Source organism: Streptococcus sp. CL6.22 (genome assembly GCF_049738055.1).
GTDB classification, from domain to species: Bacteria; Bacillota; Bacilli; order Lactobacillales; family Streptococcaceae; genus Streptococcus; species Streptococcus mitis_DJ.
In genome coordinates, this window is sequence record NZ_JBKOTV010000001.1 from 46,193 (window position 1) to 59,532 (window position 13,340).

Below are 13,340 nucleotides of genomic sequence, written 5' to 3' on the forward strand. Positions count from 1 at the left end.
AAGAAAAATGAGCACTTCAGTAGTTGGAAATGCTCGTTTTTTGATGTATTTAGACTCTTAATCTTTATTTTCGTATGGTAAGATCAAGTTCAAGATGATTCCTGTCATAGCTGATAGGGCAGTTCCTGAAAGGGTAACTGGACCAAGTTTAAGGATAGCTCCTCCAAGCCCAAGGACTAACATAGCACTTGCGATGATTAGGTTACGCATTTGAGCGAAATCAACACGTTCTTTGATCAAGACTTTCAAACCGTTGCTGGCGATAACTCCGTAGAGAAGGATTGACATACCACCAAGTACAGCATTTGGAATGGTTGAAATCAAGGCAGTGAATTTACCAAGGAAGCTAAGGGCAATCGCGATGAAGGCAGCGTTACGGATAACTGAGACAGAAGCGATACGAGTCATACCGATAACCCCTGTATTTTCTCCGTAAGTTGTATTGGCTGGTCCACCAAGGAAGGCAGAAACAGAAGTTGCGATACCGTCACCAAGAAGAGTACGGTGAAGACCTGGTTCTTTCAAGAATTGACGACCACAGATTTGACCCAAAACAGTATGGTCTCCGATATGTTCAGAAATTGTTACGATAGCGATTGGCAAGATAGCGATGGTTTCTGGACCAAAGTAAAGATTGTATTCTTTAAAGGCACCACCTGTGCTAAATGGCAAGTAGAAACCAGGAATTTCAAACCAGTTAGCTTCTAGGACAGGCGTAAAGTCAACCAAGCCAAGAGTTAGTGCGAAGAGGTAACCACCGATAATGGCAAAGAGGAAAGGAATGATTCGTAGGAAGCCTTTTCCTTTTGTATTGATAAAGGCAGCAATCAAGAACGTAACAACGGCTACAAGAGCATTTTTCCAATTTCCGTCTGCTACAAGACCTGCATTGGTAACAGCTGAACCTGCAAGTCCAAGACCGATAACGATGATCATAGGACCGATAATGATTGGTGGCAAGAGTTTATCAATCCATTTTGTTCCTACAAATCGGATGCTGGTAGCAACAAGGACATATACCAAACCAGTCAAGATAACCCCTGTTTGGGCAGCAGATACATCGCCACCCATTTCTTTCATAGCAAGTGACATAGCTGTGATAAAGGCAAATGAAGAACCTAGATAAACTGGAACTTTAAAACCAGTTGAAATCATGTAGATGAGTGTCCCAACACCTGAAGCAAAAAGGGCAACAGATACAGGCATTCCCAAAATCAATGGTACCAAGATGGTCGCACCAAACATAGCGAAAACGTGTTGGAAGCTAAGGAGAATTCCTTTTCCAGCCGAAGGACGTTGGTCAACGTCTAGTAACAAATCAACAGTTGATTCTTGTTTCATATAAACCTCACTTTTGGGCATCAAAAAAGAGCCCATTATTTTACAGCAATAGGCCCTCAGAGTAAGACTTCTTTAAAATCTAGACTTTAAAGAGTTTCAAATATTTCTGTGTCTTCGTCACCTCACGGGATGACATTAAAAACCTTTGCTTGTGATAGTATAGCAAAAATTACAAACTTTGTAAATATTTTTTTACTAAAAATAGCATAAAAATCTAGTTATCCGCATAAAAACTGGACTTATCACACTTTATCAAGGTCAAAACCACTCAATTTACTACTAATTTACTACTTATGAATGAGCTTTGATACGACGATTTATCCTTGAAAAGTGAAGATATAAAGATACTTCCAATAAAATTTGAATATTTAATAGGTAGACACTTCAAAAAATGAGGTGTCTATTTTTTTACCCGATTTTGAAAGGAAGTGAACTTATGAAAACAAAAAATCAAGAATCAAAAGGTCGTTCCCCACTCTTTAAGACCATCAAACATTCATTCAGCCAATAAAAAAGAAAGGATAGGTAAAAATATGGAACTTAAATTTGTGATTCCCAACATGGAAAAAACATTCGGCAATTTAGAATTTGCTGGCGAGGATAAAGTCGTTCAGCGAAGAATCAACGGACGGCTAACTGTCTTATCAAGAAGCTATAATCTCTATTCTGATGTTCAAAGAGCAGATGATATTGTGGTGGTGCTTCCTGCTGAAGCTGGCGAAAAACATTTCGGCTTTGAGGAACGTGTGAAGTTAGTCAATCCACGTATTACCGCAGAGGGCTACAAAATCGGCACTCGTGGTTTTACAAATTACCTTTTACATGCTGACGACATGATAAAAGAATAAAGAAAGAGAGGAAAAATGATGAGATTAGCAAATGGCATTGTATTAGATAAAGACACGACTTTTGGAGAATTGAAATTCTCTGCTCTACGTCGTGAAGTGAGAATCCAAAATGAAGACGGGTCGGTTTCAGATGAAATCAAGGAACGTACCTATGACTTAAAATCCAAAGGACAAGGACGCATGATTCAAGTAAGTATTCCTGCCAGCGTGCCTTTGAAAGAGTTTGATTATAACGCACGGGTGGAACTTATCAATCCCATTGCGGACACCGTTGCTACTGCCACCTATCAAGGAGCAGATGTTGACTGGTATATCAAGGCAGACGATATTGTGCTGACAAAGGATTCTAGTTCATTCAAAGCTCAACCACAAGCAAAGAAAGAACCGACACAAGACAAATAGTCGCTAGGTAGAAAGGAGACTTTTTCGCATGAAACAGCGTGGTAAAAGGATTCGCCCATCTGGTAAAGATTTAGTCTTTCATTTTACGATAGCGTCACTCCTGCCTGTTTTCCTGCTGGTTGTCGGACTGTTTCATGTGAAGACAATCCAGCAGATCAACTGGCAGGATTTTAACCTATCACAAGCAGATAAGATTGACATTCCCTATTTAATTATCAGTTTCAGTGTCGCAATTCTTATCTGCTTGCTGGTAGCGTTTGTATTCAAACGGGTTCGCTATGATACGGTTAAACAACTTTACCACCGTCAAAAACTGGCAAAGATGATACTTGAAAACAAGTGGTATGAATCTGAACAGGTCAAAACAGAGGGTTTCTTTAAAGATAGTGCTGGTCGTACAAAAAAGATAACCTACTTCCCTAAAATGTATTATCGACTTAAAAATGGCTTGATACAGATACGGGTGGAAATCACGCTGGGAAAATATCAAGACCAACTCTTACACTTGGAAAAGAAATTAGAGAGTGGCTTGTACTGTGAGCTGACGGATAAAGAGTTAAAGGATTCCTATGTGGAATATACTTTGCTCTATGACACCATAGCCAGTCGTATTTCTATTGATGAAGTAGAAGCTAAAGATGGTAAACTTCGCTTAATGAAAAACGTATGGTGGGAATATGATAAGCTCCCTCATATGTTGATTGCTGGTGGTACAGGTGGCGGTAAAACTTACTTTATACTGACACTGATTGAAGCCTTGCTTCATACAGATTCAAAACTGTATATTCTTGACCCGAAAAATGCTGACCTTGCGGACTTAGGTTCTGTGATGGCAAATGTCTACTATAGAAAAGAAGACTTGCTTTCTTGCATTGAAACATTCTATGAAGAAATGATGAAACGTAGTGAGGAAATGAAGCAGATGAAGAACTATAAGACTGGCAAAAATTATGCTTACTTAGGTCTCCCGGCACACTTCTTAATCTTTGATGAATACGTCGCTTTCATGGAAATGCTGGGAACAAAAGAAAACACCGCAGTTATGAATAAGCTGAAACAGATTGTCATGTTAGGTCGTCAAGCTGGCTTCTTTCTAATACTGGCTTGTCAACGTCCAGACGCAAAATATTTAGGCGACGGAATCCGTGATCAGTTTAATTTCAGAGTGGCTTTAGGTCGTATGTCTGAAATGGGCTATGGCATGATGTTTGGCAGTGACGTACAAAAGGATTTCTTCTTAAAGCGAATCAAAGGTCGTGGCTATGTTGATGTAGGAACAAGTGTCATATCAGAGTTTTATACTCCCCTTGTACCAAAAGGATATGATTTCTTGGAGGAAATTAAAAAGTTATCCAACAGCAGACAGTCCACGCAGGCGACGTGCGAAGCGGAAGTCGCAGGTGTGGACTGATCTTGCTGGCTGGTGTGGCAATAGCCACGCCAGCACTTAACCCCCCGTATCTAACAGGGGGGTACAAATCGACAGGAAACAGTCAAAAAAACATTAGAAAATCCTTTGGTTACAAGGGATTTACAAAATTTCAGCGTATGTCAAATGGGCTTTAAAAGTTGACATACGCCTTTTTGATTGGAGGGATTTTTACTGAATGAACAAACTTGGTTACAGCATTTAAAAGAAAAACGCTTGGCTTATGGACTATCTCAAAACCGTTTAGCTGTTGCGACTGGTATTACAAGGCAGTATCTAAGCGATATTGAAACAGGAAAAGTCAAGCCATCAGAGGATTTACAGCAGTCCCTTTGGGAAGCTCTGGAACGCTTCAATCCCGACGCTCCCCTTGAAATGCTGTTTGATTATGTAAGGATTCGCTTTCCGACAACAGACGTACAGCAGGTGGTCGAAAACATCTTACAACTGAAACTGTCCTATTTTCTTCATGAGGACTATGGTTTCTATTCTTATTCAGAGCATTATGCTTTAGGCGATATATTCGTTCTCTGCTCCCACGAACTGGACAAAGGAGTTCTGGTGGAATTGAAAGGTCGTGGGTGTCGGCAATTTGAAAGCTATCTTCTGGCTCAACAAAGAAGCTGGTATGAGTTCTTTATGGACGCTTTGGTGGCTGGCGGTGTGATGAAACGCCTTGACCTTGCCATTAACGATAAGACAGGGATTTTGAATATCCCTGTACTCACTGAAAAATGCAGACAGGAAGAATGTATATCCGTCTTCCGCAGTTTCAAAAGCTATCGCAGTGGCGAACTGGTACGCAAAGATGAAAAGGAATGTATGGGAAATACCCTCTATATCGGTTCATTACAGAGTGAAGTTTATTTCTGTATCTATGAAAAGGACTATGAACAGTACAAGAAAAATGATATTCCCATTGAAGACGCAGAAGTAAAAAACCGTTTTGAGATTCGGCTGAAAAATGAGCGTGCCTATTATGCAGTCCGTGATTTACTCGTCTATGATAATCCAGAAAAGACTGCTTTTAAAATTATCAATCGGTATATCCGTTTTGTAGATAAAGACGATTCCAAACCTCGTTCTGATTGGAAGCTGAATGAAGAATGGGCTTGGTTTATTGGGAACAACCGTGAACGATTAAAACTAACCACAAAACCAGAGCCTTACTCTTTCCAGCGGACGCTGAACTGGCTTTCCCATCAAGTCGCACCCACTTTAAAGGTTGCGATTAAACTTGATGAAATCAACCAGACGCAGGTTGTGAAAGACATTCTCGACCATGCGAAACTGACAGACCGGCATGAGCAGATTTTGAAGCAACAGTCGGCAAAAGATAAGGACGTGATAACGACAAAGAAATAACCTAAACACAAATTCATTGAATATAGAGAGGAGAACATTTTTATGAATTTTGGACAAAACCTTTATAACTGGTTTCTATCAAACGCTCAATCACTGGTACTTTTAGCAATCGTTGTGATTGGCTTGTATCTTGGCTTCAAGCGTGAGTTCAGTAAACTCATTGGCTTTCTCATTATTGCGATTATTGCGGTAGGCTTAGTCTTCAACGCTGCTGGAGTAAAAGACATTTTACTAGAGCTATTCAATCGCATTATTGGTGCTTAAATTAAACCGTTATTTTGTGGAATATAAGTGGTTTTCTTATGTTCAGCAAAAGAATGGTACACCAAACGAAGTGCGGTAGGGATTTTTGAATCTCTATAAAGAAAGGACGTGTGAATACATGGACGATATGCAAGTCTACATTGCCAATTTAGGCAAATACAATGAGGGCGAATTAGTTGGTGCATGGTTTACCTTTCCCATTGATTTTGAGGAAGTCAAAGAGAAAATCGGCTTGAATGATGAATATGAGGAATACGCCATTCATGATTACGAGTTACCCTTTACGGTTGACGAATACACTTCTATTAGCGAACTCAATCGCCTATGGGAAATGGTATCGGAGTTGCCAGAAGAACTACAATCGGAGCTATCTGCTCTGCTCACTCATTTTTCAAGTATTGAAGAATTAAGCGAACATCAAGAAGATATTATCATTCATTCCGATTGTGATGATATGTCTGACGTGGCACGCTACTACATTGAAGAAACGGGTGCTTTAGGCGAAGTGCCAGCCAGTCTTCAAAACTATATTGATTATGAATCCTATGGTCGGGATTTAGACCTTTCGGGAACGTTTATCTCAACCAATCACGGGATTTTTGAAATCGTCTATTAAATCTGTCGGTACATTCTTACTGGCAGATTTTCTTGTTTACGGGGTAGTCAAAAGACTATCCCCATTTTTATGAAAGGATTGATTACATGAAGAAAATACGAAGCTATACCAGTATCTGGTCTGTTGAGAAAGTGTTGTACTCCATCAATGACTTTAGACTTCCGTTTCCCATAACCTTTACGCAAATGACATGGTTTGTCGTGTCACTCTTTGCAGTTATGATACTTGGCAACTTGCCCCCTCTTTCTATGATAGAGGGAGCATTTCTCAAATACTTTGGGATTCCTGTGGCTTTCACATGGTTTATGTCTACAAAAACCTTTGATGGTAAAAAGCCTTATGGATTTTTGAAGTCTGTCATTGCTTATGCACTGCGACGAAAACTGACCTATGCAGGAAAAAAAGTAACGCTTGGCAGAAACCAGCCACAAGAAGCCATTACAGCAGTTAGGAGTGAATTTTATGGCATATCCAATTAAATATATTGAAAACAATCTGGTCTGGAATAAAGATGGGGAATGTTACGCTTACTATGAGCTTGTTCCCTACAATTACTCATTTCTAAGTCCGGAACAGAAAATACAAGTACATGATTCTTTCAGACAGCTTATCGCACAAAATCGTGATGGCAAGATTCATGCTTTACAAATCAGTACAGAATCCAGCATACTTTCTGCACAAGAACGTTCCAAAAATGAAGTCACTGGAAAGCTCAAAACGGTTGCCTATGACAAAATCGACCAACAGACAGACGCTTTAATATCCATGATTGGCGAAAATCAAGTGGACTACCGTTTCTTTATCGGTTTTAAGTTGCTTCTCAACGATCAGGAGTTTTCTATGAAAAGTCTTACCGTTGAAGCAAAAAATGCTTTTACTGATTTTGTCTATGATGTGAACCATAAGCTGATGGGCGATTTTGTTAGTATGAGTAATGATGAAATCCTGCGTTTTCAGAAGATGGAAAAGCTTTTAGAAAATAAAATCTCCCGTCGTTTCAAAATCCGAAGATTAGATAAGGACGACTTCGGCTATCTGATTGAACACCTTTACGGACAGACAGGCACTGCCTATGAAGAGTATGAGTATCCTCTATCAAAGAAAAAGCTGGAACATGAAACACTGATTAAAACCTATGACCTCATTAAGCCTACTCGCTGTCTGGTGGAAGAAAAACAGCGATATTTGAAAATCCAGCAGGAAGACGAAACCGCCTATGTAGCTTACTTTACCATCAACAGTATTGTCGGCGAACTGGACTTCCCGTCCTCTGAAATCTTCTACTACCAGCAACAGCAATTTACCTTTCCGATTGATACGTCAATGAATGTGGAAATTGTAGCGAATCGTAAAGCCCTATCTACTGTCCGCAATAAAAAGAAAGAACTGAAAGACTTGGATAACCACGCATGGCAAAGTGATAATGAAACCAGCTCTAATGTGGCGGAAGCTCTGGAAAGTGTGAACGAGCTGGAAACCAATTTAGACCAAAGCAAGGAATCTATGTATAAGCTGTCCTATGTTGTAAGGGTATCAGCAAATGACCTTGACGAACTTAAACGTCGTTGTAATGAAGTGAAAGATTTCTATGATGATTTGAGCGTGAAACTGGTACGACCTTTTGGGGATATGCTGGGCTTACATGAAGAATTTTTACCTGCCAGCAAAAGATATATGAATGACTATATTCAATACGTGACCTCTGATTTCCTCGCTGGTTTAGGTTTTGGTGCTACTCAAATGCTGGGTGAAAATGAGGGGATTTATGTTGGCTACAGCTTAGATACTGGACGCAATGTCTATCTGAAACCTGCTCTTGCCAGTCAAGGGGTTAAGGGTTCAGTAACCAATGCGTTAGCGTCTGCCTTTGTCGGTTCGCTGGGTGGTGGTAAATCCTTTGCGAATAACCTTATCGTCTATTATGCAGTGCTTTATGGGGCACAAGCAGTGATTGTAGACCCAAAAGCAGAACGTGGCAGATGGAAAGAAACCTTGCCAGAGATTTCCCATGAAATCAATATCGTCAATCTGACTTCTGATGAGAAAAACAAAGGCTTACTTGACCCTTATGTAATTATGAAAAATACCAAAGATTCTGAATCACTGGCTATTGATATTTTGACATTCCTTACGGGGATTTCCTCTCGTGATGGGGAACGCTTCCCAATCCTTAGAAAAGCCATTCGTGCAGTAACCAATAGTGAAGTGCGAGGGTTGATGAAAGTGATTGAAGAATTACGGGTTGAGAATACGCCACTAAGTACCAGCATAGCCGACCATATCGAAAGTTTTACAGACTATGACTTTGCCCATCTGCTTTTTAGTGATGGTTATGTAGAGCAGTCTATCAGCCTTGAAAAACAACTGAACATTATACAGGTTGCCGACTTGGTACTTCCTGACAAGGAAACTTCCTTTGAGGAATATACCACAATGGAGTTACTATCGGTAGCAATGCTGATTGTCATTAGTACCTTTGCGTTGGACTTTATCCATACAGACCGAAGTATTTTCAAGATTGTAGACTTAGACGAAGCATGGAGCTTCTTACAGGTGGCACAAGGGAAAACACTATCTATGAAGCTGGTTCGTGCTGGTCGTGCTATGAACGCTGGGGTATATTTCGTGACCCAAAATACAGATGACCTCTTAGATGAAAAACTGAAAAATAACCTCGGCTTAAAATTTGCCTTTCGTTCCACTGACCTTAACGAGATTAAAAAAACCCTTGCCTTTTTTGGTGTAGACCCAGAGGACGAAAACAATCAGAAGCGATTGCGTGATTTGGAAAACGGGCAATGCCTTATCAGTGATTTATATGGTCGTGTCGGTGTGATACAGTTCCACCCTGTATTTGAAGAACTGCTCCATGCCTTTGATACCAGACCACCTGTGCGAAAAGAGGTGTAAATGTGAAACCATCAATATTAAACAGAATAAAATCAAACTGGACGCTGAAACGTCTAGGTAAAGTGGCAATGACAGTGGCTTTCACACTTGTGATTGCCATTTTTCTTTTAGCCATGCTGGGAACGGTGGTTCAAGCTGCGGGCTTGGTAGATGATACGGTCAATGTGGCAAATGAATACAGCCGATACCCACTTGAAAACTATCAACTGGATTTTTATGTGGATAATAGCTGGGGCTGGCTACCGTGGAACTGGTCGGACGGAATTGGAAAACAAGTCATGTATGGACTATATGCCATTACCAATTTTATTTGGACAATCAGTCTTTATGTTTCCAATGCGACGGGTTACTTAGTACAGGAAGCCTATTCCTTAGACTTCATTTCCGCTACAGCAGATTCCATTGGCAAGAATATGCAGACCCTTGCAGGAGTTACGCCTAGCGGACTATCAACAGAGGGATTCTATGTTGGATTCCTCTTACTCTTGATTTTGGTTCTTGGGGTTTATGTTGCCTATACAGGACTGATAAAAAGAGAAACTACAAAAGCGATTCATGCCATTGTGAACTTTGTCATGGTATTTATCCTATCAGCTTCCTTTATTGCCTACGCTCCCGACTACATTAAAAAAATCAATGATTTTTCATCAGACATCAGTAATGCCAGTTTATCACTTGGCACGAAGATTGTCATGCCCCATTCCGATAGTCAAGGCAAGGACAGCGTGGACTTAATCAGAGATAGCCTGTTTTCCATACAGGTTCAGCAACCGTGGCTACTGCTTCAATACAACAGTTCAGACATTGAAAGTATCGGTATTGACCGTGTGGAAAGCCTGCTCTCCACCAGCCCAGATTCCAACAATGGCGAAGACAGAGAAAAAATTGTTGCGGAAGAAATTGAAGATAGAAGCAATACCAATATGACGATTACAAAGACGATTAACCGTTTAGGTACAGTCTTCTTCCTATTTGTCTTCAATATTGGGATTTCCATATTTGTATTCCTATTAACAGGAATCATGATTTTCTCGCAGGTACTTTTTATCATCTATGCTATGTTTCTGCCTGTGAGCTTTATTTTAAGCATGATTCCATCATTTGATGGTATGTCAAAACGAGCCATAACAAAGCTCTTTAATACCATTTTGACACGAGCTGGAATCAAATTGATTATTACGACAGCATTTAGTATTTCAACCATGCTCTATACCTTATCGGCTGGTTATCCGTTCTTTTTGATTGCTTTTCTACAGATTGTGACCTTTGCAGGAATCTACTTCAAGCTGGGCGATTTAATGAGTATGTTTTCTCTACAGAGTAACGATTCTCAAAGTGTGGGAAGTCGTGTGATGAGAAAACCTCGTATGCTTATGCACGCTCACATGCACCGTCTACAGCGGAAACTTGGACGTTCCATGACTACTCTAGGGGCTGGGTCTGCCATTGTTACAGGTAAAAAAGGACAGTCGGGTTCGGGGAGTTCTGCAAGGACACAAGCAGATCACTCCCGACCAGACGGAAAGGAAAAACAACACTTGGAAAACGTATCGGTCAAACCATCGGTACAGTAGCTGATACCAAAGACAGAATGGTAGACACTGCTAGTGGTTTGAAAGAACAGGTTAAAGATTTGCCGACCAATGCAAGATATGCAGTATATCAAGGAAAATCCAAAGTAAAAGAGAATGTCCGTGATTTAACCAGTAGTATTTCTCAAACCAAAGCGGACAGAGCCAGTGGACGCAAGGAACAGCAGGAACAAAGGCGAAAAACCATTGCGAAGCGTCGCTCTGAAATGGAACAGGTCAAACAGAAAAAACAGCCTGCTTCTTCTGTTCATGAAAGACCGACTACAAGACAAGAACAATATCATGATGAACAGACCTCAAAACAGTCTAATATTCAGACTTCATATAAGGAATCTCAACAAGCCAAACAAGAGCGTCCAGCAGTTAAGTCCGATTTTTCAAGTCCAAAAGTGGAACGCCAAGGCAATACCGTTCAAGAAAAAACCGTTCAAAAGCCAGCAACTTCAACCACTACAGCAGATAGAACTTCACAACGTCCAATCACAAAAGAACGTCCGTCTACTGTTCAAAGAGTACCACTACAAAATACAAGAAGTAGACCACCAATCAAAACCGCCACCATTAAGAAAGTCGGTAAGAAACCATGAAGTTGAAAACTTTAGTGATTGGTGGTTCTGGATTATTCTTGATGGTCTTCTCACTGCTTCTGTTTGTTGCCATTTTATTTTCAGATGAACAGGACAGCGGAATTTCCAATATTCATTATGGAGGTGTGAATGTTTCCGCAGAAGTGCTGGCTCATAAGCCTATGGTAGAAAAATATGCCAAAGAATATGGCGTTGAAGAATATGTCAACATACTTCTTGCGATTATACAGGTGGAATCGGGCGGTACTGCGGAAGATGTTATGCAGTCCTCGGAATCCCTCGGTCTTCCACCTAATTCATTGAGTACAGAAGAATCCATTAAGCAAGGTGTGAAGTATTTCAGTGAATTATTAGCCAGTAGCGAAAGGCTCAGTGTAGATTTAGAATCGGTTATCCAGTCCTACAATTATGGTGGTGGTTTCTTAGGGTATGTGGCTAATCGTGGAAATAAATATACCTTTGAACTGGCTCAAAGTTTCTCAAAAGAGTATTCAGGTGGCGAAAAAGTGTCTTACCCCAATCCCATAGCCATACCTATCAATGGGGGCTGGCGATACAACTATGGCAATATGTTTTATGTGCAACTGGTAACGCAGTATCTTGTCACAACAGAGTTTGATGATGATACGGTACAAGCCATCATGGACGAAGCACTGAAATATGAGGGCTGGCGATACGTTTACGGTGGAGCTTCCCCGACTACTTCTTTTGATTGTAGCGGACTGACACAATGGACGTATGGAAAAGCTGGAATTAACTTACCACGAACCGCACAACAGCAATATGATGTGACCCAGCATATCCCACTATCGGAAGCACAAGCTGGCGATTTGGTTTTCTTTCATTCTACCTATAACGCTGGCTCTTATATTACTCATGTTGGGATATACCTTGGCAATAACCGTATGTTTCATGCAGGCGACCCAATCGGTTATGCCGACTTAACAAGCCCCTACTGGCAACAGCATTTAGTGGGAGCAGGACGAATCAAACAATGAGAAAGGAAGATTTAATGATGAAATTTAGAAAAAATCAGAATAAAGAAAAACAGATACCAAAGGAAAAGAAACCTCGTGTCTATAAGGTCAATCCTCATAAAAAGGTTGTGATTGCCTTGTGGGTACTTTTAGGGCTTAGTTTCAGCTTTGCGATATTCAAGCACTTTACAGCTATAGATACTCATACTATTCACGAAACAACTATCATAGAAAAGGAATACGTTGATACTCATCATGTAGAAAATTTTGTAGAGAACTTTGCGAAAGTCTACTATTCATGGGAGCAATCCGATAAGTCCATTGATAATCGAATGGAAAGTCTAAAAGGCTATCTGACAGATGAACTTCAAGCTCTCAATGTTGATACAGTACGCAAAGATATTCCTGTATCGTCTTCTGTAAGAGGATTTCAGATATGGACGGTAGAGCCAACTGGCGACAATGAGTTTAATGTAACCTACAGTGTAGACCAGCTCATTACAGAGGGAGAAAATACAAAGACCGTCCACTCTGCTTATATAGTGAGTGTCTATGTAGATGGTTCTGGAAATATGGTACTGGTTAAGAATCCGACCATTACCAACATACCTAAGAAATCAAGTTATAAACCAAAAGCCATTGAAAGTGAGGGGACGGTTGATTCCATTACAACCAATGAAATCAATGAGTTTTTAACGACGTTCTTCAAGCTCTATCCTACAGCGACAGCCAGTGAACTTTCCTACTATGTGAATGACGGGATATTAAAACCAATCGGAAAAGAGTACATCTTTCAAGAACTGGTAAATCCTATTCACAATCGTAAGGATAATCAAGTCACGGTATCGCTGACAGTGGAGTATATCGACCAGCAGACCAAAGCAACGCAGGTATCTCAATTTGATTTGGTACTTGAAAAGAACGGGAGTAATTGGAAGATTGTAAAATAACAAATATTGGTACATGATTACAGATACTTTGTAATCATGTACTCTTTTTGATAAAAAAT

At 40.3% G+C, this 13,340-nt stretch carries 11 protein-coding genes and 1 pseudogene; 11 read left to right on the top strand and 1 reads right to left on the bottom strand.

What is annotated here, in order from left to right; translation table 11 throughout:
• Positions 1-57 precede the first annotated feature (57 nt).
• The gene (locus ACLNCW_RS00240; protein WP_050089512.1) at positions 58-1,341 is read right to left on the bottom strand and encodes a uracil-xanthine permease family protein; all 1,284 of its coding nucleotides are present in this window, start codon (positions 1,339-1,341) and stop codon (positions 58-60) included.
• Positions 1,342-1,874: 533 nt separating this feature from the next.
• On the opposite strand from ACLNCW_RS00240, the gene ACLNCW_RS00245 reads away from it, so the two are divergent.
• The 11 genes and pseudogenes from ACLNCW_RS00245 (at position 1,875) to ACLNCW_RS00300 (ending at position 13,281) form a co-directional block, all read left to right on the top strand.
• Positions 1,875-2,189 (top strand): YdcP family protein, encoded by a 315-nt coding sequence (locus ACLNCW_RS00245; protein WP_000420682.1) that lies wholly within the window; start codon positions 1,875-1,877, stop codon positions 2,187-2,189.
• A gap of 15 nt (positions 2,190-2,204) precedes the next feature.
• Positions 2,205-2,591: a YdcP family protein gene (locus tag ACLNCW_RS00250; protein WP_000985015.1), complete on the top strand. Its 387-nt coding sequence runs from the start codon at positions 2,205-2,207 to the stop codon at positions 2,589-2,591.
• A 28-nt stretch (positions 2,592-2,619) separates the two neighbouring features.
• Entirely contained in the window at positions 2,620-4,002 is a 1,383-nt protein-coding gene (locus ACLNCW_RS00255; protein WP_016398735.1) for an FtsK/SpoIIIE domain-containing protein, read from the top strand.
• Positions 4,003-4,179: 177 nt separating this feature from the next.
• On the top strand, positions 4,180-5,385 hold the full coding sequence (gene mobT / locus ACLNCW_RS00265; RefSeq protein ID WP_424845173.1) for a MobT family relaxase: 1,206 nt from the start codon (positions 4,180-4,182) through the stop codon (positions 5,383-5,385).
• 42 nt (positions 5,386-5,427) lie between these two features.
• On the top strand, positions 5,428-5,649 hold the full coding sequence (locus ACLNCW_RS00270; protein WP_001009056.1) for a hypothetical protein: 222 nt from the start codon (positions 5,428-5,430) through the stop codon (positions 5,647-5,649).
• 118 nt (positions 5,650-5,767) lie between these two features.
• A complete protein-coding gene (locus ACLNCW_RS00275) occupies positions 5,768-6,265 on the top strand; it encodes an antirestriction protein ArdA (protein WP_002345010.1) in 498 nt (165 codons plus the stop codon).
• A gap of 86 nt (positions 6,266-6,351) precedes the next feature.
• Positions 6,352-6,744: a conjugal transfer protein gene (locus tag ACLNCW_RS00280; RefSeq protein WP_002345009.1), complete on the top strand. Its 393-nt coding sequence runs from the start codon at positions 6,352-6,354 to the stop codon at positions 6,742-6,744.
• Positions 6,728-9,175, top strand: a complete 2,448-nt coding sequence (locus ACLNCW_RS00285) for an ATP-binding protein (RefSeq protein WP_000331148.1) — start codon at positions 6,728-6,730, stop codon at positions 9,173-9,175. Before ACLNCW_RS00280 ends, ACLNCW_RS00285 begins: the two co-directional genes overlap by 17 nt.
• Positions 9,176-9,177: 2 nt before the next feature.
• A pseudogene (locus ACLNCW_RS00290) lies at positions 9,178-11,354 on the top strand (CD3337/EF1877 family mobilome membrane protein).
• Positions 11,351-12,352, top strand: a complete 1,002-nt coding sequence (locus ACLNCW_RS00295) for a bifunctional lytic transglycosylase/C40 family peptidase (RefSeq protein WP_000769868.1) — start codon at positions 11,351-11,353, stop codon at positions 12,350-12,352. The pseudogene ACLNCW_RS00290 and the gene ACLNCW_RS00295 overlap by 4 nt, the downstream one beginning before the upstream one ends.
• Complete coding sequence (locus ACLNCW_RS00300; RefSeq protein WP_001224319.1) at positions 12,349-13,281, top strand: conjugal transfer protein; 933 nt, start codon at positions 12,349-12,351, stop codon at positions 13,279-13,281. Before ACLNCW_RS00295 ends, ACLNCW_RS00300 begins: the two co-directional genes overlap by 4 nt.
• Positions 13,282-13,340: the final 59 nt, after the last annotated feature.